The following is a 24586-nucleotide window of genomic DNA, read 5'->3' as shown; positions in this document are numbered from 1 at the left end:
GGCGCGACTGCCGCAGCGCAGTCCGCCTCAGTGACCCAGGATCTTGGAGAGGAAGTCCCGGCTGCGCTCGTTTTGCGGGTTGTTGAAGAACTCCTCCGGCGTGTTCTGCTCCACGATTTGACCCTGGTCCATGAAGATCACCCGATCGGCCACGGCCTTGGCAAAGCCCATCTCGTGCGTCACACAGAGCATGGTGATGCCCTGGTCGGCCAGTTCGATCATCACGTCCAACACCTCCTTGATCATCTCGGGGTCGAGTGCGGAAGTGGGTTCGTCGAACAGCATGATCTTCGGCGTGAGGCACAGCGCGCGGGCAATGGCCACGCGCTGTTGTTGACCGCCGGAAAGCTGCAAGGGGTACTTCTTCGCCTGCTCGGCGATGCGCACCCGCTCCAACTGCTGCATGGCCTTTTCCTCGGCTTCTTTCTTCGGCACCTTGCCTACCCACATCGGGGAAAGGGTCAGGTTTTCCAGCACCGTCAGGTGTGGGAACAGGTTGAACTGTTGAAACACCATGCCCACTTCGCGCCGCACGCGGTCGATGGCCTTGATGTCGTCGGTCAGTTCAATGCCGTCCACGATGATCTGGCCCTGCTGGTGCTCTTCGAGCCGGTTGACGCAGCGGATCAAGGTGGATTTGCCCGACCCCGAGGGGCCGCAGATCACGATACGCTCGCCCTTGGCCACGTCGAGGTTGATGTCACGCAGCACATGGAAATCGTTGCCGTACCACTTGTTGACATTTTTGAATTGAATGATGGGGTCTGACATGTTGGAGTCCTCGCGCCCGCCTCAGCGGGCCTTGCTCTTGACGAGTTGCTTTTCCACCCACAGGCTGTAGCGCGACATGGAAAAACAGAAGGCGAAATAGACCAGGGTGATGAACAGGTAGGCCTCGATCTTGAACGGCCGCCAGACGGCGTCGGAGTTCAGGGCGATGCCCAGGGCACCGGTCAGTTCGTACAGCGAGACGATGGTGACCAGCGAGGTGTCCTTGAACACCGAGATGAAGTTGTTCATCATGCTGGGCACGGTCATGGCCAGTGCTTGGGGCAGCACGATCTTGCGCTGGGTTTGCCAGTAGCTCAAGCCCAGGGTGGCGGCGGCCTCGATCTGCCCCTTGGGGATGGCCTGCAGGCCGCCACGCACGATCTCGGCCATGTAGGCGGCCGCGAACAGTGTGATCCCGATCACCACCCGCACCAGCACGTCCACCGTCACGCCCTGCGGCATGAACAGCGGAAACATGAACGAGGCCATGAACAGGATCGAGATGAGCGGCACCCCGCGGATCAGCTCGATGTAGGTGATGCAGATGCTGCGGATGATGGGCAGGTGGCTGCGCCGGCCCAGGGCTACCACCACCGACAGCGGGAAGGCCAGAAACAGCGACAGCGTGGCCAGCATGACCGTCAGCGGCAGGCCGCCCCACATGTCGGAGCGCACGGGGGTGAGCCCGAACCAGCCGCCGCCCATGAGCACGAAGAACGCGCCCAGAATACCGACCCACATCAGGGCGAGCCAGGGTTTCCAGAAAAACCGCATGCAGCTCAGCACCAGGCCGCTGACCAGGATCAGCGTGGCCAGGATCGGGCGCCAGTGCTCTTCGTAGGGGAAGCGGCCCCAGAGGATCAGACGGTATTTCTCCGTCACGACGCCCCAGCAGGCACCGGAGCCGCGGGCTTCCTGGCAGGCCGTCACATCGGCCGAGAAGACCGCGTTGAGCAGACCCCACTGGAACACACCGGGGACGATGTAGATCGCCAAACCCAGCAGAAACAGGGTGGTCAGGGTGTTGGACGTGCTGCCAAACAGGTTTTTGCGTGCCCAGGCCACGAAGCCGGATTGCTTGACCGGCGAGGGGCGGGGCGCGATGGGGGTGAAGGTCTCGGCCATGTGTCAGCGCTCCTTGATGGCCTTGCGGGCGTTGTACCAGTTCATGAAGACCGACGTGGTCAATGACGTGGACAGGTACACCAGCATGATGATGGCGATGCACTCGACGGCACGACCGCTTTGGTTGATGGCGGTGTTGGCCACCGAGACCACGTCCGGGTAGCCCACGGCCACGGCGAGGGAGGAGTTCTTGGTGAGGTTGAGGTACTGGTTGGTCATCGGGGGGATGATGACGCGCAGCGCCTGCGGCAGGATCACCAGTTTCATGGTCTGACGCGGCGTCAGGCCCAGGGCCGATGCGGCCTCGGTCTGCCCGTGACTGACCGACTGGATGCCGCTGCGCACCACCTCGGCCACGAAGGCGGCGGTGTAGGTGACCAGGCCGATGAGGACGGTCAAGAATTCGGGCGTGGCGCTGTAGCCGCCGTCGATCATGAAAGTCTGCTTTTCCGGTACGCTCCACTCGGTGGGCATGCCGCCGACCAGCCAGCCCACCAGCCCCAGCACCACCACCAAGGCCAGCGGCACCCAGACCATGTCGCCTTCCTGGCCCGTCTGCTCGAAGCGCTTGAACATGCGCTGGCGCCAAATCACGGCCGCTGCCAGGCCACCCAGCAAGCCCCAGTAGACCCAACTCCAGCCCACCCCACGCGCCGGGATCGGCATGGTGAAGCCATCTTTGCTCAGGTAGAACAGATCCCACAGGCTCCAGGCGTTGGCAAACGGTGGCAGGATCTCCACCATGAAGATGTACCACATCAACAGTTGCAGCAGCACCGGCACGTTGCGGAACAATTCCACATAGCCGTAGCAGAGGCCGCGGATCAGGCCGTTGCGCGAAAACCGCCCCACGCCAACGAGCACCCCGAGGATGGTCGTCAGGATGATGCCGAGGATGGCCACCTTCAGGGTGTTGAGCACGCCGACCCAGATCGCCTTGCCATAGCTTTCGCTGGGGTCGTAAGGGATCATGGTCTGGCCGATGTCGAAACCGGCCGGGGTGCTCAGGAAGTCGAAGCCGCTCGGGATGCCCCGGGCCGCCATGTTGGTTTGTGTGTTGTGTGCCAGGAACCAGATCCCCAGGGCCACCAGGACGAGTGCAATCGCCTGGAACAGCAGGCCGCGCGTGGCGCGGCTGTTGAGGGACCAGCGGTTCGTGGTTGGGTGTGTCGGATGTGTCACCACCACCTCACTGTCTGAAAGTCATGATCGGAAACAAAAAACCGGGACATGAGGCGCCATGTCCCGGTTCGATGGTCGATGGAATTACCGGACCGGCGGGGCGTACATGATGCCGCCGTTGTTCCACAGGTTGTTCAGGCCGCGCGGCAGGCCCAGCGGGGCAATGTTGCGCTCGAACGATTCACCGTAGTTGCCCACGGACTTGATGATGCGGTAAGCCCAGTCCTTGTCCAGGCCCAGCAGGCGACCGGTGTCCTCGTTGCCAGCGCCCAGCAGACGGCGCACGTTGGGGTTGGTGGAGGAGGCGCGCATCTGGTCCACGTTGGCGCTGGTGATGCCCAGTTCCTCGGCTTCGAGCATGGCGTACAGCGCCCACTTGACGATGGCGAAGAACTCATCGTCACCGCGGCGCACGGCCGGGCCCAGCGGTTCCTTGGAGATCAGGTCGGGCAGGATGACGTGGTCATCGGGACGCTGGGCGTTGTTGGCGCGGTAGGCGGCCAGACCGGAGGCGTCGGTCGTGTACACCTGGCAGCGGCCGCTGAAGTAGGCGTTGGTGGCCGAGGCGCTGTCGTTGAACACCACGGGGCGCAGGTTCAGGTTGTTGGCGCGCGAGAAGTCGGTCAGGTTGAGTTCGGTGGTGGTGCCGGACTCGACGCACACGGTGGCGCCACGCAGGTCCTTGGCGCTCTTGACGTTGAGGCTCTTGGGCACCATGAAGCCCTGGCCGTCATAGAACGTGACGCCGGTGAAGTGCAGGCCCAGCGAGGCGTCGCGGGTCAGCGTCCAGGTGGTGTTGCGTGACAGCATGTCGATCTCGCCGGATTGCAGGGCGGTGAAGCGCTGCTGGGCGGTCAGCGGAACATAGCGGACCTTGTTCGCGTCACCCAGAATGGCGGCGGCCACGGCCCGGCAGACGTCCACGTCGATACCGCTCCAACGGCCCTGGCTGTCGGCTGCGGAAAAGCCGGGCAGGCCCTGATGGACACCGCACACGAGCGTGCCACGGTTCTTGATGGCATCGAGGTCTTTGCCGGCGTGTGCGGGGGCTGCCAGCAGAGCAGCTGCGGTGGCGACGGCAGCAGAGGTGATCTTGAGCGTCTTGCGAATCATGACTTGTGGTTCCTTCTGTTTCGTTGATGCGGCCGCCACCCTCTTGGGGCTGTTGCGGCCTGCCTGAACTGTAGTGAAGTTGGCTGCGGAGCAGCATCGGGGTTTACCTGATGCCGCGATGAAAAATTTTCATGACGTGACAGGAAAACCCACATAAGAAACCAAGCAATCGGCGTGCCAGACCGGGCCGATGCCGATGTGGGGCGGCGAGTACAGGGCAAGGCGTGTGCTTGCGGCCGGCGTGTGGCCGTCTCGTGCGAGACAAACCGGCGGGTTGGCCCGGTGGGCAGCGCCGCCTCGCTGCATTACCCTGTCTTACCCTGTCGCCGCTGCCGTGACAGACCGCAGCGCAGACCGCAACCTCATGCACCAACAAGGAGACCGACGCATGCCCTCCACACAAGCCCTGCACCATGCGGTGTGGCCGCGCCGCTTGCCGCACGCCATCACGGTACCCCGGACTTCCCTCTGGTTCAACCTGGAAGCGAATGCCATCCGCTACCCGGACAAGCCGGCCACCGTGTTTTTCGACCAGGTGATCACCTACGCGCAGCTCCGCGATGCCGCTTTGCGCTTGGCCGCCTGGCTGCACCGGCAGGGAGTTCGCGCGGGAGACCGGGTGATCCTGCTGATGCAGAACTGCCCCCAGCACGTGATCGCCTACTATGGCATCCTGCGCGCCAACGCGGTGGTGGTGCCGGTCAATCCCATGAACAAGGCCGATGAACTGGGTCACTACATCACCGACCCCGGGGCGCGTGTGGCCATCGTGGCGGCGGACCTGGCCGACGAGCTCCTCCTGGCCAACCAGCGCCTGCCCGAGGGGCAGCGCCTGCAGCGCGTCCTGTGCGCCCATTACGCCGACCTGATGCCTGCCGATGCACTCGCTGGCGAGGCGGCTGATGTTCCGCCTGCCTGGCGCGAGTGGCTGGCCCGGCGCCATCCGTTGCCCGAGGTGCCAAGCGGGCAGGCCCACGACTGGGCCGAGGCCATGGCCTGCACGGCCGCGCCGCCGGAGCATACCGCCGGTCCCGATGATCTCGTGGTGCTGCCCTACACCAGCGGCACCACGGGTCTGCCCAAGGGCTGCATGCATCCGCACCGCACCCTCATGCACAACGCCGTGGCCAGCACCCTGTGGGGCAACGGCAGCGCCGAGAACGTGGCGCTCGTCGTGGTTCCCATGTTCCACATCACCGGCATGGTCATCGGCATGCACGGCAACATCTACGCCGGGGCCACGATGGTCATCATGCCGCGCTGGGACCGTGAGCTGGCCGGCCGGCTGATCTCGCGCTGGAAGGTGACCCACTGGGTCAACATTCCCACCATGATCATCGACCTGCTGGCCAGTCCGAACTTTGCCAGTCACGATCTCACCAGCCTGGTCTATATCGGCGGGGGAGGTGCGGCCATGCCCCAGGCCGTGGCCCAGAAGCTGCTCGATCTCTACGGCCTGCGCTATGTCGAGGGCTATGGCCTGACCGAAACCGCCGCTCCTTCACACAACAACCCGCCGGATCATCCCAAACAGCAGTGTCTGGGCGTTCCCTTCATCGGCACCGATGCGCGCATCGTGGACCCCCAAACCTTGCAGGAGTGCCCGGTGGGTGAGCAGGGTGAAATCGTGATCCACGGGCCCGAGGTGTTCGACGGCTACTGGCAGCGCCCCGATGCCACGGCCGCTGCGTTTTTTGAGCTGGATGGCAAGCGCTTCTTCCGCACCGGCGACCTGGGGCGCATGGACGAGCAGGGTTACTTCTTCATCACCGACCGGCTCAAACGCATGATCAACGCCAGCGGCTACAAGGTATGGCCGGCCGAGGTGGAGGCCCTGATGTTCAAGCACCCTGCGATTGCCGAAGCCTGCGTGATCGGCGTGCAGGACGCTTACCGCGGCGAGACGGTCAAGGCGGTGGTGGTGCTGCGGGACGAGGCACGCGGGCAGGTGAGCGAGCAGGACATCATCGACTGGTGTCACGAGCACATGGCCGCCTACAAGGTGCCGCGCATCGTGGCGTTTGCCGACGCGCTGCCCAAGAGCGGCAGTGGCAAGGTGATGTGGCGCTTGCTGCAAGAAGCCGAGGCCCGGGCACGGTAACATGACCGCATGCATGCACCTCCCAACGGACCGGCTCGGTTGAGACGGCTGTGGCAGCCTCGACATCCGCTGTTCCGGCTGATGCTGTTGTTCAACGTTTTGTCTTCCGGCATGGCCTGGACGCTGCATCTGGCCCGCCCAGAAGGGGCGCTGCTGTGGGTCTTGACCCTGCTGGCGCTGGGCAACGCAGGCGCTGGGATGGTGCTGTTGTGGCGGCTGTGGCAGGACACGGCCACCGGCCCCGAAGAGAGGCAGCCCGATCAGACGCAACCCGAGCGGCCCGATGGCCGCGCACCCTGAGGAAATGACGATGTTCAAAGCCTGGATGATCACCCGCACCGACGCCGAGGGTTACCGCTGTACCTTGAGCGATCTCGACGAGAGCCAATTGCCCGCGGGCGACGTAACGGTCCAGGTGGAGTGGTCCACCGTGAATTACAAAGATGGTCTGGCGCTCACCGGCCGTTCGCCGGTGGTGCGCCAGTTTCCCATGGTGCCGGGCATCGACTTGGCGGGCACGGTCACGGCCAGTCGGCACCCGCGCTGGCGCGAGGGCGACCGTGTGGTCCTCAATGGCTGGGGCGTGGGGGAAACCTGGTGGGGAGGGCTGGCGCAGAAGGCTTGCGTCCAAGGTGATTGGCTGGTGGCTCTGCCGCCAGGCCTGACCACCCGGCAGGCCATGGCCATTGGTACCGCCGGCTATACCGCCATGCTCTGCGTGCAAACCCTGCAGCGGCACTGGGCGGAAGCGGGCGTGGCGCCTGGCAGCGGCGAGGTGCTCGTCACCGGCGCCGGGGGTGGGGTGGGCAGCGTGGCGGTGGCCCTGCTGGCGGCGCTCGGACATACCGTGGTCGCTTCCACCGGGCGGCCGCAGGAGGCCGATTACCTCAAGGCGCTCGGGGCGGCGGAGGTGATCGAGCGGCAGGCGTTGGCAGCCCCTGGCAAGCCCTTGCAGAAGGAGCGCTGGATCGGCGTGGTGGATGCCGTGGGCAGTCACACCCTGGCCAATGCCTGCGCCAGCACGCGCTATGGCGGGGCGGTGACGGCCTGTGGTCTGGCCCAGGGCATGGATCTGCCTGCCACTGTGGCGCCCTTCATCCTGCGCGGCGTGACCCTCTACGGCATCGACAGCGTCATGGCCCCCATGTCCCGGCGCGAAGTGGCCTGGGCCCAGCTCGACGCCCTGCTGGACCGCCATCGCCTGGAGCAGATGACGCGCGAAGTCCCCATGGCCGAGGTGGCCGCGCTCGGCAGCCAGATCCTGGCCGGGCAGGTTCGCGGGCGGGTGGTGGTGAACGTCAACGCTTGAGCCTGTTGCCTGGGCGCGCTGGGGCCGTCTGGCTCAGATCGGGGCGTTTTCTGGCGAGTGTCTGGGTTCTGCTTTCGGGGCGAAACGCCGCCCCATCCATCCGGTGAAAGGCAAAAACATCAACGCCACGCCAGCGTTGAAGGCGAGGTTGGCAATGGCCACAGCCTGTGAGGGGGTCTCCCCCACACGCACCGCCCACTCCCCGAACGCCGTCACGAAGGGCAGGATGAGCACGACGCCCACTGCGTTGAACATCAGGTTCATGACCGCTGCCCGTTTCGCGAACGCATCCATGGGGATGCTGGCGATCAGGCCGGTGGCCGTGGTTCCCAATGTCGCACCGACGACGATCGCGACCGCGCCCATGGGGTCGAGCACCCCCTGCTGCACCAGCACGATCGCCAGCCCGCTGACCACGCTGCTGGATTGCAGCAGCACGGTCATCAACACCCCCATGATCACGCCCAGCCAGGGTTCCTCGGCGCGGGCCAGCCATTCGAGCACCCAGGGCGACTGGCGCAACGGCTCCAGCGAGTCACCGATCAGGTCCAGCGTGAAAAAGATGAATCCGAAATAGAAAATGGCTCGCCCGACGACGCGGATGGAAAACGGCAGCATCGTCAGGATGCCACCCAGCACGATCAGGTAGGGGCCGATGTGGGTCAGCTTGAACGACACCAGCCAGGCGGTGGAGGTGGTGCCGATCTTGGCGCCCAGCAGCACCGCCAGACTGCTGGCAAAACTGAGGGTGCCGGCGTTGACCAGTGCAATAACCAGCGCCGACACCGCACTGCTCGATTGCACCACCGCCGTGACGGTGGCGCCCAGCAGCAGGCCACGAAAGCGGTCTCGCGTGGCCATGGCCAGCCAACGCGGGAGCTTTTCCCGTCCCACCGTCTGCAATTCCTGGCTGAAGTGCTCCAGTCCGTATAGAAACAGCAGCAAGGCGCTGAGCACCAGGATGAACACCTGGAACTCACTGAAATCGAGTTCTGCGAGCATGGTCGGCATCTTGCCACGTTTGGCCGGTGTGTGCTGCCCCACCCGGTGGCCAGCCGGGCGGTGCTCGGTTTCAGGTGGCGGGCACGATGTGACGGTAGGCGTGCCAGGTGGCGTGGCCCAGCACCGGCCCGACGACGAGCAGGCCCAGGAACGCGGGCAGCATGGCCAGCAACACGAGCATGGTGATGAGCGCACCCCACCACAGCATCACCCCCGGGTTCTGCAGACAGGCCCGGATGCTGGTCAGACCGGCCGAGATCGCGTCCACCTGTCGGTCCAGGATCATGGGGATGGAGATGACGCTGGTCACGAAAATAAGCCCGGCGAAGATCGCACCCACCACGGTGTAGGTGATGAGGAATTCCAGGTTTTCCACGCTCAGCAGCATCTTGAGCAGGTTGGCCGTATCGGGCATGGTGTTGAACGTAACCGCGAACACCACCAGAGAGGCGCGCCCCCAGAGCATCTCCAGGATCAGCAGCACGCCGGCAAAGATGGCCATGGTGCCCTTGGTGGGTAGCCAGGAGGTCAGCGAGGCGCGCAGCGACGGCTGTCGGCCCTGTTCCAGGGCGCGGCTGGCATCGTACAGGCCCAGGCAGAGGAACGGCCCCATCAACAAAAAGCCGGCGCTCAGTGCCAGCACGTAGGCCGGCGCTTCATGCAGCACGATCCACAGCGCATGGCCCATCAGGAAGAAACAGGCGCCGTAGAACAGACCGATGCGTGGGCAGCGGACGAAATCCCGCCAACCCAGCGCGATCCAGCGCAGCGGATCGCGGGCGGAGAGCTCGGCCAGCGTGAGGGCGAACACCGACGCGCTTTCGGGGGGCGAGCCGCCGGTGTGCGGTTCGGTGGCCGGCTGGTCGTGAGTTTCAGGGCTGGGCTCGTCGGCTGGCTGGGTCGGGTTCATCGGTCTCCTCGTCACCGGGGTCATCTGATCTGGGTACAGCGTAGCGAAAAGCGGCATGGCTGTGTAGCGTGTTTACCCGGTGGGGCATGGTGCTGACCTGGGCCGGGCTACACTTCGCGGCCATGAATGCCCATTTTCTGCCCCCCTGCGTGCCGCTGAGCCGCCTTGACGATACCCTGGCCCAGCAGGGCTATGCGCTGATGGATGCGCGCTCCGTCCAGCAGTGGCTGGGGCTGGAGCCGCAGGCGCTGGCCGCCTTGCAGCCCAGCTGGGACGACCTCCCAAGCGACCGTTATCTGAAGGATGGGGGGCGCTACCGCAAGCGCCGTCACAGCTGTTTCGTGGTCGATGGTACGACGGTACGGCAGGCGCCGCATCGCGCTCACTGGCAGCCGGTGGAATACAACGCGCTGCATGGGGGCATGCTGCGCTGGTTCGAACCGGTGGACCCGGCGGTGGTGGCCACGCCAGCGTGGCAGCGCCTGCTGGTGCAGACAGCGGCGGTGACTTCGGTGCTCAAAGGACCGCAAACCTGGTACATCGAGGCGCATCAGTTCCGCATCGATACCACCGACGGCATTGGCCGGCCCACGCCCGAAGGGGCCCACCGCGACGGCGTGGATCTGGTCGCGGTATTTCTGGTGGGGCGGCATCGCATCAAGGGCGGCGAGAGCCGTGTTTTCGAGGCCCATGGCCCCAACGGGCAACGCTTCACCCTGACCGAGCCGTGGTCGTTGTTGCTGCTCGACGATGCGCGGGTGATCCACGAAACCACGCCAATCCAGCCTCAGGAGGCTGACGAGCTGGGCTGGCGCGACACGCTGGTGCTCACGTGCCGCGCCGGAGGGTTCCAGGGCGACTGAGCCGCCCCTGCTTACATGCGTTCGAAGATGGCGGCAATACCTTGTCCGCCGCCGATGCACATGGTCACCAGGGCATAGCGGCCGTTGATGCGCTGCAGCTCGTGCAGGGCCTTGACGGTGATGAGCGCGCCGGTGGCCCCAATCGGATGGCCGAGCGAAATGCCCGATCCGTTGGGGTTGACCTTGGCCGGGTCCAGTCCGAGGCCCTTGGTCACGGCGCAGGCCTGCGCGGCAAATGCCTCGTTGGCTTCGATCACGTCCAGGTCGTTCACGCTCAGGCCGGTGCGTTTGAGCACCGCTTGCGTGGCAGAGATCGGGCCCACGCCCATGATCTTCGGGTCCAGACCGGTATGGGCGTAGCCCACCAGGCGCGCCATGGGGGTCAGCCCTCGGGCCTTGGCCGCACCCGCCTCCATCAGCACCACCGCGGCGGCCGCATCGTTGATGCCGCTGGCGTTGCCGGCCGTCACCGTGCCGTTTTCTTTCAGAAACACCGGCTTGAGTTTGGCCAGATCGTCGAGTTTGCAGCCAGGGCGGAAGTGCTCATCGGTGTCGAATGCCACCTCGCCCTTGCGGGTTTTGAGCATCACCGGCACGATCTGGCTCTTGAACCGGCCTTCCTGTGTGGCGCGTTCGGCCCGGTTGTGGCTTTCCACCGCCAGCGCGTCCTGCATCTCGCGGGTGATGCCGAACTGTGCGGCGACGTTCTCGGCGGTCACGCCCATGTGGATGTTGTGGAACGGGTCATGCAGGGCGCCGACCATCATGTCCACCAGTTTGGCATCGCCCATGCGGGCACCGAAACGGGTGCTGAGGCTGGCGTAAGGGGCGCGGCTCATGTTTTCGGCGCCGGCACCGATGGCGACGTCGCAGTCGCCCAGCATGATGGCCTGGCTGGCCGAGACAATCGCTTGCAGGCCCGAGCCGCACAGGCGGTTGACGTTGAAGGCGGGGGTGGTCTCTGGGCAGCCGCCGTTGAGCGCGGCCACGCGCGAGAGGTACATGTCCCGGGGCTCGGTGTTGACGACATGGCCGAAGGCGACATGGCCCACGTCTTTGCCCTCGATCTGGGCACGCGCCAGGGCCTCCCGCACCACGAGGGCGCCGAGTTCGGTGGTGGGGGTGTCCTTGAGGCTGCCGCCAAAAGTACCGATGGCGGTGCGCACACCGCTGAGGACAACGACTTCTCTGCTCATGGGGGGTTCCTTGTGTTGATGGGAAAGAGATTCCGGCACCATCTTAGCGGCTCGCAAGGTCGATTCAACCGGTCAGTCGGGCCAGTACGGTGAGGCGATCGGGTCGGCTCGCCTCGAAACGGGTCAGAAACACTTCGCCCATTCCTGGGGACAAACTGGTGACGGCAGTGATGTTGACCTGGTGGGTCACCAGCATCAGATGCCCTGGTGCGCACCATAAAGCAGCACGTTGGAGCAGCTCCTGCGTCTGTGCGGCCGCGCTGCCGTGACCCTGGAAGAACGAGTTGAGCGCCGGCCAGACCCGATGGGGCGGATAGTGCGGATCGAAGGCCAGACGTGCGGTATCGATGCAGCGGCACCAGGCGCTGCTGTAGACCGCGCTGAGCCGCACGCCCCGTTCCCGGAAGCGTTCGCCCAGCCGTTGTGCGGCTTCGCGGCCCGACTCGCTCAGGTTGCGCTGGGTGTGGCAGTCGTCGAGCCGGAAGCCGGGTGGATCGCCCACACCGGCAACGGTGGCGGCGTGTCGCATCAGCAGCACATAGCCACCTTCTCGGGTCAGCGTCCAGAACCGTTCATCCTCCCGTGCTTGGCCAGTAGAGTGGGTAGTGGCGGCGTGTACCCAGAGTGTAGGAAACGATGCCAGCGCGGCCGCACCAGCCAGGCAACACAGATGCCGGCGACGGTGGCGCGGGTTGGTGGCCAAGGTTCAATCCCTCGCGTCGGCCACGGGGTGGTCGCCGAAGTCCGGTCGGGCCAGGTAGCCGAGCACCTGGCGGGCGGCCGCTTCGGGTGAGGCCAGCAGCCCCTGCGCCTTGAGGTCGAGGAAGCGGTCGAGGTCGGGGAAGGCTTGCGGGTCGCCGGCGCGCAGGTGGGTTTGCATGTCGGTGTCGATCACGCCCGGCGCCAGCGAGACGATGCGTGCACCGTGCGGCCGGCGCGCCTCGTCGAGCGCGGTGCAGCGGCTGAAATGGTCGAGTCCTGCTTTGGCGGCGCAGTAGGGCGCCTGCCCGGCCATGGGACGGCGCCCCAGCCCGGAGGAGATGTTGAGCACCTTGCGCGGCCCTTCCCAGCCATGCGCTACCCACGTGCCCGTTGCTCTCAGGAAGGCTGCGGTGAGCATCATGGGGGCTTCGAGGCCGACCCGTAGGGCCCGGGTCAGTTCATCGGCCGGGCAGTCGTCGATGGGGCCGATGTGGGGGATGACCCCGGCGTTGTTGATCAGGGAGGCGCTGGACAGGCCGGGGGTGTGCAGGCTGTGCAGCCAGCGTTCGAGGCGGTCGGCGGCCTCGGCGGTGTCCGCCAGGTCCTGCGCCCATTGTTCCAGGTGCCCGCCGCGGGCCATGGCCTGTTGGGCCAGATCGTCGCTGGTGTGGCGCGAGATGCACAGCAGCAGGCTGTCAGGGGACAGAAGCTGGTGCGCCATGGCCTGCCCCAGGCCGCGCGACGCCCCGGTCAGGATGGTCAGATGCCGTGGAGGGTTCACTGGGTGGGCTCCGTCGTCGTGTCGGGAAAACATTGTGCATCACCGGCCTGTCCCCTGCTGACCCATAATCGAAACCCCCATGTGGATCGACAGCCATTGCCATCTCGACGCCCCGGAGTGGACCGACTCCGAGCGCTGGCGCGTGCGCGAAGCCGCGCGGCAGGCGGGGGTCCGCCTGTGCGTGTGTCCCGCCGTCGAGCGCGCGAACTGGGACACGGTGCGCGACTGGGCCCACCGCACCGGCGATGCCTATGCGCTCGGCATCCACCCGCTGTACGTGCCCCAGGCCGATGAGGCCGATCTGCAGGCCCTGGACGAGCGGTTGGCCGAGGCCGTGGCCGACGAGCGGCTGGTTGCCGTGGGCGAGATTGGGCTCGATTTCTTCGTGCCGGCCTTGTGCGAGCCCGAGATGCGTGACAAGCAGCACCGCTTCTACCGGGCCCAGTTGCGGCTGGCGCAGCGCCACGGCCTGCCGGTGATCCTGCACGTGCGCCGTTCGGCCGATGCCCTGCTCCAGCCCTTGCGGGCGCTGGCGGGGCAGGGGGCGGCGGCGCCAGGCGGGATCGCGCATGCGTTCAACGGCAGCCTGCAGCAGGCACAGGCTTTCCTGTCCCTCGGGCTGCGTCTGGGCTTCGGCGGCGCGGTCACCTTCGAGACCGCCCAGCGCCTGCGGCGCCTGGCCACCGAGCTGCCCTTGTCGGCCCTCGTGCTCGAAACCGATGCCCCGGACATTCCGCCCCAGTGGCTGTACGTCACCGCCGCGCAGCGGGCCGCTGGTCGGCCCCAGGAGGTGAACACGCCGGCTGAGCTGCCGCGCATCGGGGCAGCCATCGCCGCGCTGCGGGGCGTGGCGCCCGAGGTGTTGGCCCAGGAGGCGGCCCGCAACACCTGCGCCGCCCTGCCTCGGCTGCAGCGGCTGTGGGAGATGGCATGAGCGAGCGGTTGCTGCGCGGGCTGGCGCCGGTGCTGGACGCGCGGACCCGTCTGGTGGTGTTGGGCAGTTTCCCCAGCGTCACCTCCTTGCGCGCGCAGCGTTACTATGCGCACCCGCAAAACCATTTCTGGAAAATCCTGGCTGCCCTATGGGGTGAGTCCTTGACCGACATGCCTTACCCCCAACGCATCGATCGCTTGCTCAGCCATGGCCTGGGCGTGTGGGACGTGTACGCCGCCTGCGAACGCGAAGGCAGCCTCGACAGCGCCATCCGCCATGCGCAGCTCAACGACCTGCCGGGTCTGCGCGAGCGTTGCCCCCAATTGCAGGCGATCGCCCACAACGGTGGCGAGAGCTTCCGCCACGCCCGGCACACCCGTGCGCTCGGCCTGCCGGTGTACCGTCTGCCATCGACCAGCCCGGCCAACGCGAGCTGGAGTTTCGAGCGCAAGCTCGCCGCCTGGCGCGACGTGTTCGGCCGCCATGGCCTGCTCGGAGACGCCGCATGAGTCGCGACCCGGTTCCAGGGCTGCCCGGCGTCACTCTGTCGGAGGATGGTGAGGTGCGCTACCTGCACCTGGGCACCGAATGGATCCAGGGCACCATGCGGATCGACAAGCCCTTCGATATCGAGCTGGAATACGTGCAGCGCATGATGGCCTGGCTGCTGTTCGTCGAGCCCGACTCGGTGTCCAACCGGCGCGCCCTGCAGCTCGGGCTGGGGGCAGGAGCGCTCACCAAGTTCTGCTTCAAGAAGCTGCGCATGGACACCACGGCCGTGGACATCAACCCGCAGGTGATCGCGGCCTGCCGCACCTGGTTCAAGCTGCCACCCGACAGCACCCGGCTGAAGGTGATGTTGGGCGATGCCGCCGAGGTGGCGGCCTACACTCCCTTCCACGGCACCGTGGACGCGCTGCAGGTCGATCTCTACGACGACGAGGCCGCTGCCCCCGTGCTGGACAGCGTGGACTTCTACGCCGATTGCCGCCGCCTGCTCACGGACGATGGCGCCATGACCGTCAACCTGTTCGGCCGCCAGGCCAGCTACGAGCGTTCGCTCGGGCACATCCGCGAAGTGTTCGGCGATGCGGCCGTCTGGGCCTTCCGCCCCACGCGCGAAGGCAACACCGTGGTGCTGGCCCTGCGCACGCCGCAAAGCCCCGATCGCACCCAGCTGCTGGCTCGCGCAGAGGCGGTACAGACCCGTTGGGGGTTGCCCGCACCCAGGTGGCTCAAGGTGTTCAAGCCGCTGCAAGGTTGAAATGGCCAACTTGACGCATCCTCGTCACCTGACGTCCGGGCTGTTGCTGGCAGCGGCTGGGTCTGTCGCTTTCAGCGGCAAGGCCATTATCGTGAAGCTGGCCTACCGCTACGGGGTGGATGCGGTCACGCTCATCATGTACCGCATGCTGTTTGCGTTGCCCCTGTTTCTGGCCATGACCTGGTGGGCCACCTACCGCAGCCCGCGCCCGGTGGAGCCCCTGACCCGGCGCGACTGGCTGGGCATCCTGGGGCTGGGCTTCAGCGGCTACTACCTGGCCAGTTTCCTGGATTTCTGGGGCCTGCAGTACATCAGCGCCAGCCTGGAGCGGCTCATTCTGTACCTCAACCCCACGCTGGTGCTGTTGCTCGGCTGGGTACTTTACCGGCGGCGCATCACCGGTCGCCAGGCGGGCGCGATGGCGCTGAGCTATGCGGGCGTGCTGCTGGTGTTCGGGCACGAGGTGTCGTTCGACGGCTGGAACACCGCCCTGGGGGCCGCGCTGGTGTTCGGCAGCGCCGTCAGCTACGCGGTGTACCTCGTCTACAGCGGCGAAATGGTGCAGCGCCTGGGTTCGCTGCGGCTGGTGGGCTGGGCCACCACGGTGGCCTGCGTGCTGTGCCTGCTGCAGTTCGTGCTGCTGCGGCCGCTCTCGGCGGCCGTGGTGGCGCCCGAGGTGATCGCCCTGTCGGTGCTCAATGCGGTACTCTGCACGGCGGCACCGGTGGTCATGGTGATGATGGCCATCGAGCGCATCGGCTCGGGTCTGACCGCCCAGACGGGCATGGTCGGTCCGATGTCCACCCTGATCATGGGCGTGCTGATTCTGGGCGAACCCTTCAACGCCTGGGTGCTGGCCGGCACCGTGCTGGTGTTGGCCGGGGTGTTGTGGGTGAGCCGGCAGCGCTCGTGAACGGTTTGATTGGCATAGGAGACGAACGATGGATCTGGGAATCGCGGGCCGCTGGGCCCTGGTGTGTGGGGCCAGCAAGGGCTTGGGGCTGGGGTGCGCACAGGCACTCGCCCAGGAGGGTGTGAACGTGGTCATGGCGGCGCGCGGGGCCGAGGCTCTGGTCCGAGCGGCCGATACCCTGCGCGCCGACACCGGCGTGCAGGTGCTGCCCGTGGCTGCCGACGTGACCACGCCCGAAGGCCGTGAGGCCTTGTTCACGGTGGCCGGCGGGCCGGGGCGTTCGTTCGACATCGTGGTCACCAACGCGGGAGGGCCGCCGCCGGGCGACTTTCGTCAATGGGACCGAGAAGAGTGGATCCGGGCCGTGGACGCCAACATGCTCACGCCCATCGAGCTGATCAAGGCCACCGTGGACGGCATGGCCGAGCGGGGGTTTGGCCGCATCGTCAACATCACCTCCAGCGCGGTGAAGGCGCCGATCGACATCCTGGGCCTGAGCAACGGAGCCCGCAGCGGCCTGACCGGGTTTGTGGCCGGGGTGGCGCGCAGTGGCATCGCGGCCCGGGGCGTGACGATCAACAACCTGCTGCCCGGCAAGTTCGACACCGACCGCCTCCGGGCCACCCAGTCGGGCGCGGCCCAGAAACTGGGCAAGTCGCTGGAGGAGGTGCGTGCCGCACAGATGGCCCAGATCCCTGCCCGGCGCTTTGGCTCGCCGCAGGAGTTCGGTGCCATCTGTGCCTTTCTGTGCAGCGTGCAGGCGGGTTACATCAACGGGCAGAACATCCTGCCCGATGGCGGTGCGTTCCCCGGGACCTTCTGAAGCCGCCGAGCCTTGCCGGGCGCTTCAGCGCTCAGCGCCGGGACGACACCACGATCCCGGCGACGATGAGCGCGAACGCCACCCCATGGAATGCCTGCGGTGCCTCGCCCAGAAAGGCCAGTGACATGAGTGCCGCGAAGAGCGGGGTCAGGTTGCTGAAAAAGCCCGCCAGCGTGGGACCGGCGCGTTGCACGCCGGCGCCCCAGCAGCGGTAGGCGAGCAAGGAAGGGCCAATGGCCACGAACACCAGAATGGCCGCCAGCGCCCAGCTCCATTCGATGTGGCCTTGCCCCTGACTGCTCAGCCAGATCCACTCCCCAGTCGTGAGCACCGAGGCGCTGACCAGGCCCAGCGCCGTCTGGGCCAGCAGGAAGGCGGCCCAGTCGTTGCGGATGTCGCTGGCCTCGTCGGGCTTCGTCAGCAGCCAGCTGTAGGTGGCCCAGACGAATGCGGCCAGCAACATCCAGGCGTCGCCAGGCACCAGTTGCAGATCCCGCAGCCGAGCCAGATCGCCCTGGGTCAGCACCACCAGCACCCCCAGCAGTGAGCAGCCCGCGCCGATGAGCGCGACCCGACGTATCGGGGCCTGGAAGAACAGCCGTCCCACCACCAACATCCACACCGGCATGCTGGCCGCGACCAGGGTGACGTTGATCGGGGTCGAGGTGTTCAGCGCCAGGTACTGCAGCATGTTGTAGCTGGCGATCGACAGCAGGCCCAGCAAGGCGTAGCGTTTCCAGTGTCGCCACAAAGGGCTGTCCCGGCGCAGCACCCAGCCGGCCAGCGGCAACAGGATCAGCAACACCAGCACCCAGCGCAAGAAGTTGAAAGTGACGGGCGGAATCCAGGGGGCGGCGATGCGGCCCACCACGGCATTACCCGCCCACATCAAGGGGGGGACGATGAGCAGGCCGACCGTGGCCAGGTTCAGAGGGGGGTGCGAAGCAGACATGGGCGCCACTGTAACAAGCCGGACATGCCTGATTGGTCATGGGGCTGCAAAGCTGCCGTGTTCGTGGCACCATGCGGGTCGTTCGATTCGAGGAGATATCATGCCCATCACCACCAGTCGCGCCGTCGTGATCGACCAGCCCGGTGGCCCCGAGCAGATGCATATCGTGCAGGTGCCCGTGGGCGAACCCGGCCCGGGCGAGGTGCGCATCCGGCACCACGCCATTGGCCTGAACTTCATCGACGTGTATCAACGCTCGGGGCTGTACCCCTTGCCGCTGCCGCTGCGGCTCGGCATGGAGGGCGCCGGGGTGATCGAGGCCGTGGGGGCAGGCGTGAGCCACTTGCGCGTCGGCGACCGCGCGGCCTACGCCAGCCAGCCCCCCGGCAGCTACTGCGATGTGCGTGTCATGCCCGCCATGAACGTGTGCCGCCTGCCGGATGCCATTTCCTTCGAAGAAGGGGCGGCCATGATGCTCAAGGGCCTTACCGCCCAGTACCTGCTCAAGCACTGCAAACCGGTCGAGGGCCTGCAGCCTGGCGACTACGTGCTGTTCCATGCCGCCGCGGGTGGCGTGGGACTGATCGCCTGCCAGTGGGCCCGGGCTCTGGGCCTGCAACTGATCGGCACCGCCGGTTCGGACGCCAAATGCGAGCTCGCCCGAGCCAACGGTGCGGCCCATGTGATCAACTACCGTACCGAAGATTTTGCGGCCCGGGTGAAAGAGATCACCGGTGGCAAGGGCGTGAAGGTGGTGTACGACTCGGTGGGCAAGGACACCTGGGACTCATCGCTGGATTGTCTGGCGCCGTTCGGCCTGATGGTCACGTTCGGCAACGCTTCAGGCCCGGTGCCTCCATTCGCCCCGGCGGTATTGGCGGCCAAGGGGTCGATCTATGTCACGCGCCAGACGCTGTTCAGCCACATCACCAGCCGGGAACGCACCCAGGCCATGGCCGATGACCTGTTCGCAGTCGTCACATCGGGTCAGGTGAAGATCCATGTGGAGCAGCGTTACCCGCTGGAGCAGGTGCAGCAGGCGCACCGCCACCTTGAAACCCGCCAGACGACGGGCTCAACGGTGTTGATTCCATGAGAGTATCTCGTCTGGGGCACGCCGGGCCTGGCGCCTTCTGATCTGGTGTAGCGCCGGATAGATATACTGCTGACTTGATGCCGGTGTTTAGCGGCAGTGGCAACATCTTGGGCAAATAGGCTAAGTACATGGGTGAGAACCCGTCCATTCGGCGTGTTGGGCCGATGCACCCTCTGGACGCACAACGCCAGCTAGGAGACGCGTTGTTGCGTCTTTTGTTGCTGCTTTATGCGGGTGTGGCCGTCGCCATCGGCCTGGCATTCGAGAGCCCCGTGATGCCGTTGAGCAGCGTGCTCGGCTGGACGCTCCTGCTCACTTTGCCTGGATTCTTCGCCAGTTTGGTTTGGCGGGGCAGTCTGGGGTCCAGGTTGCTGATGGCTTTGTCATTGGCCGCGTTGGTCGCGCTGCACATTCAACTCAGCGCTGGCATGGTCGAATTCCATTTCGGCGTGTTTATGACCTTGGCTTTGCTCATGGTCTACCTTGACTGGCGTCCGATCGCGCTGGCAGCGGCCTTTTTTGCCGTCCATCACATCCTGTTCGACCGCTTGCAAGCGGCCGGTTTCGGCGTGTACTGCCTGACCCAGCCCCATCTGGGCATCATCTTCATCCATGCCGCTTACGTTGTGCTGCAAACGGTGTTTGAGATGATCTTTGTTACAAAGTTGTCCAGAAATGTCCGGGACAACGCTGAAGTGGCATTGCTGGCCAAACACCTCAGTGACGGCGACCAGGTCGCGCTGAATGTTGAAGGGGTAGAGGTTCGAGCGCCTCTGGCTGTTGAGCTTAGAGCCATTCTGGGGCGTATGGCGTCCATCATGGCCACGGTGCGTCAAACCAGTGACCAGATTCTGACGGCCAGTGCAGAAATCGCGTCAGGTAACCGGGACTTGAGTTCACGCACGGAAAGTGCGGCCAACCATCTGGCGACCACCAGTTCCAGCATGGATGCCCTCACTGCAGCCGTTCGCGAGGGAGCTACGACAGCGCAACAGGCCAGCCGTTTGGCGGGGGAGGCGGCGGGTGTTGCCCAGAGAGGTGGTGCCGTGGTGGACGAAGTGGTGCAGACCATGGACGCTCTCCATGCCGACAGCCGCAAGATGGCGGACATTATTGCCGTCATCGACGGTATAGCCTTTCAAACCAACATCCTGGCCTTGAATGCCGCCGTCGAGGCGGCGCGGGCGGGAGAGCAGGGTCGAGGTTTCGCAGTGGTCGCTGCCGAGGTGCGTGGCCTGGCTCAGCGCAGCGCCCAAGCAGCGCGGGAAATCAAACACCTCATCGACGAAAGTGTCGGCAAGGTTGCTGGGAGCAATGAGCTGGTCCAGTCGGCGGGCGCAACCATGCGCGACGTGGTCCAGAGTGTGCGACAGGTGTCTGACATGCTGGCGGCGATGGCGGCCTCAGCCAGCGAGCAGAGCGACCGTATCGCTGAAGTCAATGCCGCGGTGGGTGAGTTGGACCGCACGACGTTGCAGAACGCGGGGCTGGTTGAGCAGAGTTCGGCGGCCGCCGAAAGCCTCAGGGAGCAAGCCCAGCGACTCGCACAGATGGTGACGGTGTTTCGCCTGACGGCGTAGCGAATTCAGCGTGCTGAAGCCCGTTCGCACCAGTACGCCAGCTCTTGGTGGCGCAGCGGCTCGCGAATGACTTGCAGCCCCGTGAAACCATGGAGGGCGCTGGCCGAAGTGTCCGGGAGAAACAGCGCTTGGTGCATCAGGTAGGGCTCACCCGAGAAGACGCCGTAGGTACGCACCTTCACCCCTGCTCCTGGCTCAGGGGGCAGGCGGTTGATGACTTCCATGACGAAAGAGGCGCCCTCCAGCAGGGGACGAACCTCATCGGTATGGCCAGTGGGAGGCACCGAAAAGGTGCGGGTGGCACCGGCAAAGGTGACGTGACACTGGATCGTTTGCGCCCCCAGGCTGGTGGCCAGCCACAATGCGGCCAGGCCCGTCCAACAGGCCGGTGCAACCCGCCGCCGTTGGCCACGGATCGCTGCGGCCTGGGGGGCCTGTAGGGCCTGTGGCAGAGCGGACGATGGCTGGGCGGTCATGCAGTACAGGGGGTGGGCGGTGGGGTCAGCGGGAGCGCCTGACGCGCAGGATCTCGTCCAATATTAACCCGATTGCACCGATGGTGATGGCGGTATCGGCCAGGTTGAACGCCGGAAAGTGCCCGCCCCTGAACACGGGTTGCAGCCAGCGCCAGTGGAAATCCAGCATGTCCACCACGTAGCCGTGCACCAGACGGTCGATCACGTTACCCAGGGCACCGCCCATGATGCAGGACAGCGAGAAGGCAAAAAGTTTCTGATTGTGGTGTGCGCGCAACATCCACAGGATGAAAACCGTGGCCCCCACGCCGATGGCGGTGAAAAACCAGCGTTGCCAGCCTCCGGCCGTGGCCAGGAAGGAAAACGCCGCGCCGGTGTTGTGCACCCTCACGATGTTGAAGAACGAGGTGACCGGCGTGGATTCTCCCAGTTGGTAGAAGCTCACGATCCACCATTTGGTGGCTTGGTCGGCGAGCAGGATGGCGAATGCCAACCCGAGCCAGACCAGCATGCCCTTGGAGGAGGGTTTGCCCATGTCGCGCTCGGGCTCAGGCCACGGCGCGGGCTTCGCCCGCCCCGTACAGGTTGCTGGTGCAGCGGCCGCAAAGCTCGGGGTGGGCTGGATCGTGCCCGACGTCGTCGCGCCAGTGCCAGCAACGGCCGCATTTGCGGGCGCGCGAAGGCGTCACAGTCACCGCGAGTTCCGGACCCGCTTGCAGGCTAACCGCTGAGACGATGAGGACGAACTTCAGGTCTTCGCCCAGGCTTTGCAGCAGCGCCAAGTCTTCCGCGCCCACGGTCAGTACCACGTTGGCCTGCAGGGAGGAGCCCACCTGACCCGAGGTGCGCACCTCTTCGATGGCCTTGTTCACCGCTGCGCGGATGTCCAGCACCCGACTCCATTTGGCCAGCAGCGCTTCGTTGGGGGTGCCCAGGTTCAGGTAGGTTTCGGTGAAGATGGACGGGGTGTGGCCCACCAGCGCCCAGGCTTCCTCGGCGGTGAAGCTCAAAAAGGGCGCCATCCAGCGCAGCATGGCATGGGTGATCTGGTGCAGCGCGGTCTGTGCGCTGCGGCGTGCCAGGCTCTTGGGTGCCGTGGTGTAGAGGCGGTCCTTGAGCACGTCGAGGTAGAAGGCGCCCAGGTCTTCGGAGCAGTACACCTGCAGTTTGGCCACCACGGGGTGGAACTCATACGCGTGGTAGTGAGCCAGCACCTCGGCCTGGAACTGTGCCGCGCGGGAGAGCGCGTAGCGGTCGATCTCGAGCATGTGCTCCAGCGGCACGGCGTCGTGCTTGGGATCGAAGTCGCTGATGTTGGCGAGCAGGAAGCGCAGCGTGTTGCGGATGCGGCGGTAGGCGTCCACCACGCGCGCCAGGATCTTGTCGTCGATGCCCAGGTCGCCGGAGTAGTCGGTGGAGGCCACCCACAGGCGGATGATTTCAGCGCCCATCTTGGAGCTGACCTGCTGTGGGGCCACCACGTTGCCCACGCTCTTGCTCATCTTGCGGCCCTGGCCGTCCACGGTGAAGCCGTGGGTCAGCAGGCCTTTGTAGGGCGCGCGGTCGTACATGGCGCAGGCCGTGAGCAGCGAGCTGTGGAACCAGCCGCGGTGCTGGTCGTGGCCTTCCAGGTAGAGGTCGGCTTCGGGGCCGCTGTCGTGGCCGGCCCCGGCGTGGCTGCCCTTGAGCACCGTGGTGTGGGTGGTGCCAGAGTCGAACCAGACTTCCAGGATGTCGGTGCTCTTGGTGTAGCGCGCCGGGTCGGCGGGGTCGCCGATGCGCTGCAGGATCTCGGCCACGCCGAGCTGGCTCCAGGCCTCGATGCCGCCTGCTTCCACCACCTCGGCGGCCAGGTCGATGATCTCGGGTGTGCGCGGGTGCGGCTCGCCGCTGTCCACGTGCAGTAGGAAGGGCAGCGGCACGCCCCAGCTGCGCTGGCGGCTGATGCACCAGTCGGGCCGGTTGGCGATCATGTCGCGCAGCCGGGTGCGGCCGTTCTCGGGGTAGAACTGCGTGTGCTCGATGGCCTCCAGTGCGAGCTGGCGCAGCGTTTTGGCAGCCTTGTCTTTGGTGAAAATGCCCTCGCCTTCGTCCATGCGCACGAACCACTGCGCCGCGGCGCGGTAGATCACTGGCGTCTTGTGGCGCCAGCAATGCGGGTAGCTGTGGGTGATGGTTTCGGTGGCGAACAGGCGGCCATGCTCGCGCAGCGTCTCGATGATGACGGGGGCCGCTTGCCAGATGTTCATGCCACCGAACAGGGGCAGGGCTTCTTCATACTGGCCGTTGCCCTGCACGGGGTTGAGGATCTGGTCGTAGGCCAGGCCGTGGGCGACGCAGGAATTGAAGTCCTCCACGCCGTAGGCGGGCGCTGAGTGCACGATGCCGGTGCCGTCGTCGGCGGTGGCGTAGTCGGCCAGGTAAATGGGGCTCAGGCGGTCGTACCCGGGGTGGACGTGTGCCAACGGGTGCTTGAAATGGATCATCTCCAACGCGCGGCCTTGGGCTGTGGCCAGCACGGTGCCTTCCAGCTGGTAGCGTTCCAAGCACTTGTCCACCAGCGACTCGGCCAGCACCAGCAGGCCGCGCGGCGTCTGTACCAAGGCGTAGGTCAGTTCGGGGTTGAGGTTGAGCGCCTGGTTGGCCGGGATGGTCCAGGCCGTGGTGGTCCAGATGACGGCAAACATGGGCTGCTGCTCCAGCCCGGCGGTGTCGGCATGCGGCAGGCCGCTTTGACCAAAGAAGGCGTGCAGCAGCTTGGCCGGTTCGGCGCACAGGAAGCCCACGTCCAGCGTCTGGCTCTTTTTGTCCTGGTATTCGATCTCGAACTCGGCGAGCGAAGAGCCGCAGTCGAAACACCAGTACACGGGCTTCAAGCCGCGGTACACGAAGCCGCGTTCCATCACGCGCTTGAAGGCACGGATTTCGTTGGCTTCGGTGGCGAAATCCATGGTTTTGTAGGGGTTGTCCCACTGGCCCAGCACGCCCAAGCGCTTGAAGTCGGCCATCTGCTGGGCGATCTGCTCGGTGGCGAAGGCGCGGGCCTTGGCCTGCATCTGGTCGCGGCTGAGGTTGCGGCCGTACAGCTTTTCGATCGCATTTTCAATGGGCAGCCCATGGCAATCCCAGCCCGGAATGTACTGCGCGTCAAACCCGGCCAGCTGGCGTGCCTTGACGATCATGTCCTTGAGCACCTTGTTGACCGCGTGGCCGATGTGGATCTGACCGTTGGCATAAGGCGGTCCATCGTGCAGGATGAACTTGGGCGCGCCCACGCGGGCTTCACGCAGGCGCTGATAGATGCCCCGCTCTTCCCATTGCTGAACCCAGCCGGGCTCGCGCTGGGGCAGGTTGCCGCGCATGGGAAAGGGGGTGTCGGGCAGGTTCAGGGTGTTGCTGAAATCGGTGCCGGAGGGGGCGGCGTTGGCTTGTGCGTCGGACATGGTGGATACGCGGAAATTCTCGACAGGCTCGGCCCGCTGGCGCAGGAAAG

The 24586-nt window shown here is 65.8% G+C and carries 24 protein-coding genes; 11 read left to right on the top strand and 13 right to left on the bottom strand.

What is annotated here, in order from left to right:
• Nucleotides 1-27: 27 nt before the first annotated feature.
• The 4 genes from HZS63_RS04515 to HZS63_RS04500 all read right to left on the bottom strand — a co-directional run bounded on the left by HZS63_RS04515 (nt 28) and on the right by HZS63_RS04500 (nt 4191).
• Nucleotides 28-771 carry an amino acid ABC transporter ATP-binding protein gene (locus tag HZS63_RS04515; protein WP_219339074.1) on the bottom strand — a complete coding sequence of 248 codons (744 nt, stop codon included), beginning with the start codon at nt 769-771 and terminating at the stop codon, nt 28-30.
• 21 nt (nt 772-792) lie between these two features.
• Nucleotides 793-1896 carry an amino acid ABC transporter permease gene (locus HZS63_RS04510; RefSeq protein WP_180682847.1) on the bottom strand — a complete coding sequence of 368 codons (1104 nt, stop codon included), beginning with the start codon at nt 1894-1896 and terminating at the stop codon, nt 793-795.
• A gap of 3 nt (nt 1897-1899) precedes the next feature.
• A complete protein-coding gene (locus HZS63_RS04505; RefSeq protein WP_343039946.1) occupies nt 1900-3078 on the bottom strand; it encodes an amino acid ABC transporter permease in 1179 nt (392 codons plus the stop codon).
• 84 nt (nt 3079-3162) lie between these two features.
• Nucleotides 3163-4191: an amino acid ABC transporter substrate-binding protein gene (locus HZS63_RS04500; protein ID WP_180682846.1), complete on the bottom strand. Its 1029-nt coding sequence runs from the start codon at nt 4189-4191 to the stop codon at nt 3163-3165.
• Between the two features lie 388 nt (nt 4192-4579).
• Here HZS63_RS04500 and HZS63_RS04495 point away from each other — a divergent pair, with 388 nt between their 5' ends.
• The 3 genes from HZS63_RS04495 to acuI are packed head-to-tail and all read left to right on the top strand — an operon-like array spanning nt 4580 to nt 7601.
• Entirely contained in the window at nt 4580-6292 is a 1713-nt protein-coding gene (locus tag HZS63_RS04495) for a long-chain fatty acid--CoA ligase (RefSeq protein WP_180682845.1), read from the top strand.
• A 9-nt stretch (nt 6293-6301) separates the two neighbouring features.
• Nucleotides 6302-6592, top strand: a complete 291-nt coding sequence (locus tag HZS63_RS04490; RefSeq protein WP_180682844.1) for a hypothetical protein — start codon at nt 6302-6304, stop codon at nt 6590-6592.
• 10 nt (nt 6593-6602) lie between these two features.
• Nucleotides 6603-7601, top strand: coding sequence for an acrylyl-CoA reductase (NADPH) (acuI, locus tag HZS63_RS04485; RefSeq protein ID WP_180682843.1), 999 nt, complete (start codon nt 6603-6605; stop codon nt 7599-7601).
• Nucleotides 7602-7634: 33 nt separating this feature from the next.
• Here the strand turns inward: acuI and HZS63_RS04480 are convergent, their stop codons facing one another.
• Both HZS63_RS04480 and HZS63_RS04475 read right to left on the bottom strand, forming a co-directional pair.
• The gene (locus HZS63_RS04480) at nt 7635-8603 is read right to left on the bottom strand and encodes a Na/Pi cotransporter family protein (RefSeq protein WP_180682842.1); all 969 of its coding nucleotides are present in this window, start codon (nt 8601-8603) and stop codon (nt 7635-7637) included.
• Nucleotides 8604-8673: 70 nt separating this feature from the next.
• Nucleotides 8674-9513 (bottom strand): DUF2189 domain-containing protein, encoded by an 840-nt coding sequence (locus tag HZS63_RS04475; RefSeq protein WP_180682841.1) that lies wholly within the window; start codon nt 9511-9513, stop codon nt 8674-8676.
• 122 nt (nt 9514-9635) lie between these two features.
• Between HZS63_RS04475 and HZS63_RS04470 the strand changes: the two genes are divergently transcribed.
• The gene (locus HZS63_RS04470; RefSeq protein WP_180682840.1) at nt 9636-10376 is read left to right on the top strand and encodes a 2OG-Fe dioxygenase family protein; all 741 of its coding nucleotides are present in this window, start codon (nt 9636-9638) and stop codon (nt 10374-10376) included.
• A gap of 11 nt (nt 10377-10387) precedes the next feature.
• On the opposite strand, the gene bktB is transcribed toward HZS63_RS04470, so the two are convergent.
• The 3 genes from bktB to HZS63_RS04455 form a co-directional block, all read right to left on the bottom strand.
• Nucleotides 10388-11572 (bottom strand): beta-ketothiolase BktB, encoded by a 1185-nt coding sequence (bktB, locus tag HZS63_RS04465; RefSeq protein WP_180682839.1) that lies wholly within the window; start codon nt 11570-11572, stop codon nt 10388-10390.
• A 64-nt stretch (nt 11573-11636) separates the two neighbouring features.
• Nucleotides 11637-12275, bottom strand: coding sequence for a histidine phosphatase family protein (locus HZS63_RS04460; RefSeq protein ID WP_246316139.1), 639 nt, complete (start codon nt 12273-12275; stop codon nt 11637-11639).
• A gap of 3 nt (nt 12276-12278) precedes the next feature.
• Nucleotides 12279-13055, bottom strand: a complete 777-nt coding sequence (locus HZS63_RS04455; protein ID WP_343039945.1) for an SDR family NAD(P)-dependent oxidoreductase — start codon at nt 13053-13055, stop codon at nt 12279-12281.
• A 79-nt stretch (nt 13056-13134) separates the two neighbouring features.
• On the opposite strand from HZS63_RS04455, the gene HZS63_RS04450 reads away from it, so the two are divergent.
• From HZS63_RS04450 to HZS63_RS04430, 5 genes are read left to right on the top strand one after another with little or no spacing between them, the layout of a single operon-like run.
• Nucleotides 13135-13989, top strand: coding sequence for a TatD family hydrolase (locus tag HZS63_RS04450; RefSeq protein WP_180682837.1), 855 nt, complete (start codon nt 13135-13137; stop codon nt 13987-13989).
• The gene (locus HZS63_RS04445; RefSeq protein WP_180682836.1) at nt 13986-14498 is read left to right on the top strand and encodes a DNA-deoxyinosine glycosylase; all 513 of its coding nucleotides are present in this window, start codon (nt 13986-13988) and stop codon (nt 14496-14498) included. The genes HZS63_RS04450 and HZS63_RS04445 overlap by 4 nt, the downstream gene beginning before the upstream one ends.
• Nucleotides 14495-15253: a spermine/spermidine synthase domain-containing protein gene (locus HZS63_RS04440; RefSeq protein WP_180682835.1), complete on the top strand. Its 759-nt coding sequence runs from the start codon at nt 14495-14497 to the stop codon at nt 15251-15253. Before HZS63_RS04445 ends, HZS63_RS04440 begins: the two co-directional genes overlap by 4 nt.
• 10 nt (nt 15254-15263) lie before the next feature.
• Nucleotides 15264-16166: a DMT family transporter gene (locus HZS63_RS04435; protein WP_425505911.1), complete on the top strand. Its 903-nt coding sequence runs from the start codon at nt 15264-15266 to the stop codon at nt 16164-16166.
• A 28-nt stretch (nt 16167-16194) separates the two neighbouring features.
• Nucleotides 16195-16989, top strand: a complete 795-nt coding sequence (locus HZS63_RS04430) for an SDR family oxidoreductase (RefSeq protein WP_180682833.1) — start codon at nt 16195-16197, stop codon at nt 16987-16989.
• A 31-nt stretch (nt 16990-17020) separates the two neighbouring features.
• Here the strand turns inward: HZS63_RS04430 and HZS63_RS04425 are convergent, their stop codons facing one another.
• Complete coding sequence (locus HZS63_RS04425; protein ID WP_180682832.1) at nt 17021-17941, bottom strand: DMT family transporter; 921 nt, start codon at nt 17939-17941, stop codon at nt 17021-17023.
• Nucleotides 17942-18041: 100 nt separating this feature from the next.
• Between HZS63_RS04425 and HZS63_RS04420 the strand changes: the two genes are divergently transcribed.
• Entirely contained in the window at nt 18042-19037 is a 996-nt protein-coding gene (locus tag HZS63_RS04420; protein WP_180682831.1) for a quinone oxidoreductase family protein, read from the top strand.
• Nucleotides 19038-19165: 128 nt separating this feature from the next.
• The gene (locus HZS63_RS04415) at nt 19166-20617 is read left to right on the top strand and encodes a methyl-accepting chemotaxis protein (RefSeq protein ID WP_246316138.1); all 1452 of its coding nucleotides are present in this window, start codon (nt 19166-19168) and stop codon (nt 20615-20617) included.
• Between the two features lie 5 nt (nt 20618-20622).
• Here HZS63_RS04415 and HZS63_RS04410 read toward each other — a convergent pair whose 3' ends face one another.
• From HZS63_RS04410 to ileS, 3 genes are read right to left on the bottom strand one after another with little or no spacing between them, the layout of a single operon-like run.
• Nucleotides 20623-21093, bottom strand: coding sequence for a hypothetical protein (locus tag HZS63_RS04410; RefSeq protein ID WP_180682830.1), 471 nt, complete (start codon nt 21091-21093; stop codon nt 20623-20625).
• Nucleotides 21094-21118: 25 nt separating this feature from the next.
• Nucleotides 21119-21628: a signal peptidase II gene (gene lspA, locus HZS63_RS04405; protein WP_180682829.1), complete on the bottom strand. Its 510-nt coding sequence runs from the start codon at nt 21626-21628 to the stop codon at nt 21119-21121.
• Nucleotides 21629-21641: 13 nt separating this feature from the next.
• Entirely contained in the window at nt 21642-24536 is a 2895-nt protein-coding gene (gene ileS, locus HZS63_RS04400; protein ID WP_180682828.1) for an isoleucine--tRNA ligase, read from the bottom strand.
• Nucleotides 24537-24586: the final 50 nt, after the last annotated feature.

Origin of the sequence: Tepidicella baoligensis, assembly GCF_013432195.1 — a bacterium.
In the GTDB taxonomy this organism is placed as follows: domain Bacteria; phylum Pseudomonadota; class Gammaproteobacteria; order Burkholderiales; family Burkholderiaceae_C; genus Tepidicella; species Tepidicella baoligensis.
The sequence above is the reverse complement of the archived record's forward strand: the minus strand, read 5'-3'. Positions and strand labels throughout refer to the sequence as shown.

Bases quoted from the DNA above. Each gene is read 5' to 3' on its own strand.
- HZS63_RS04420 (WP_180682831.1), top strand. From the start codon at position 18,042: ATGCCCATCACCACCAGTCGCGCCGTCGTGATCGACCAGCCCGGTGGC.
- HZS63_RS04510 (WP_180682847.1), bottom strand. From the start codon at position 1,896: ATGGCCGAGACCTTCACCCCCATCGCGCCCCGCCCCTCGCCGGTCAAG.
- HZS63_RS04515 (WP_219339074.1), bottom strand. From the start codon at position 771: ATGTCAGACCCCATCATTCAATTCAAAAATGTCAACAAGTGGTACGGC.
- ileS (WP_180682828.1), bottom strand. From the start codon at position 24,536: ATGTCCGACGCACAAGCCAACGCCGCCCCCTCCGGCACCGATTTCAGC.
- HZS63_RS04475 (WP_180682841.1), bottom strand. From the start codon at position 9,513: ATGAACCCGACCCAGCCAGCCGACGAGCCCAGCCCTGAAACTCACGAC.
- HZS63_RS04500 (WP_180682846.1), bottom strand. From the start codon at position 4,191: ATGATTCGCAAGACGCTCAAGATCACCTCTGCTGCCGTCGCCACCGCA.
- HZS63_RS04470 (WP_180682840.1), top strand. From the start codon at position 9,636: ATGAATGCCCATTTTCTGCCCCCCTGCGTGCCGCTGAGCCGCCTTGAC.
- HZS63_RS04440 (WP_180682835.1), top strand. From the start codon at position 14,495: ATGAGTCGCGACCCGGTTCCAGGGCTGCCCGGCGTCACTCTGTCGGAG.
- HZS63_RS04425 (WP_180682832.1), bottom strand. From the start codon at position 17,941: ATGTCTGCTTCGCACCCCCCTCTGAACCTGGCCACGGTCGGCCTGCTC.
- HZS63_RS04495 (WP_180682845.1), top strand. From the start codon at position 4,580: ATGCCCTCCACACAAGCCCTGCACCATGCGGTGTGGCCGCGCCGCTTG.
- HZS63_RS04410 (WP_180682830.1), bottom strand. From the start codon at position 21,093: ATGACCGCCCAGCCATCGTCCGCTCTGCCACAGGCCCTACAGGCCCCC.
- HZS63_RS04415 (WP_246316138.1), top strand. From the start codon at position 19,166: ATGGGTGAGAACCCGTCCATTCGGCGTGTTGGGCCGATGCACCCTCTG.
- HZS63_RS04490 (WP_180682844.1), top strand. From the start codon at position 6,302: ATGCATGCACCTCCCAACGGACCGGCTCGGTTGAGACGGCTGTGGCAG.
- acuI (WP_180682843.1), top strand. From the start codon at position 6,603: ATGTTCAAAGCCTGGATGATCACCCGCACCGACGCCGAGGGTTACCGC.
- HZS63_RS04430 (WP_180682833.1), top strand. From the start codon at position 16,195: ATGGATCTGGGAATCGCGGGCCGCTGGGCCCTGGTGTGTGGGGCCAGC.
- lspA (WP_180682829.1), bottom strand. From the start codon at position 21,628: ATGGGCAAACCCTCCTCCAAGGGCATGCTGGTCTGGCTCGGGTTGGCA.
- HZS63_RS04445 (WP_180682836.1), top strand. From the start codon at position 13,986: ATGAGCGAGCGGTTGCTGCGCGGGCTGGCGCCGGTGCTGGACGCGCGG.
- bktB (WP_180682839.1), bottom strand. From the start codon at position 11,572: ATGAGCAGAGAAGTCGTTGTCCTCAGCGGTGTGCGCACCGCCATCGGT.
- HZS63_RS04480 (WP_180682842.1), bottom strand. From the start codon at position 8,603: ATGCTCGCAGAACTCGATTTCAGTGAGTTCCAGGTGTTCATCCTGGTG.
- HZS63_RS04450 (WP_180682837.1), top strand. From the start codon at position 13,135: ATGTGGATCGACAGCCATTGCCATCTCGACGCCCCGGAGTGGACCGAC.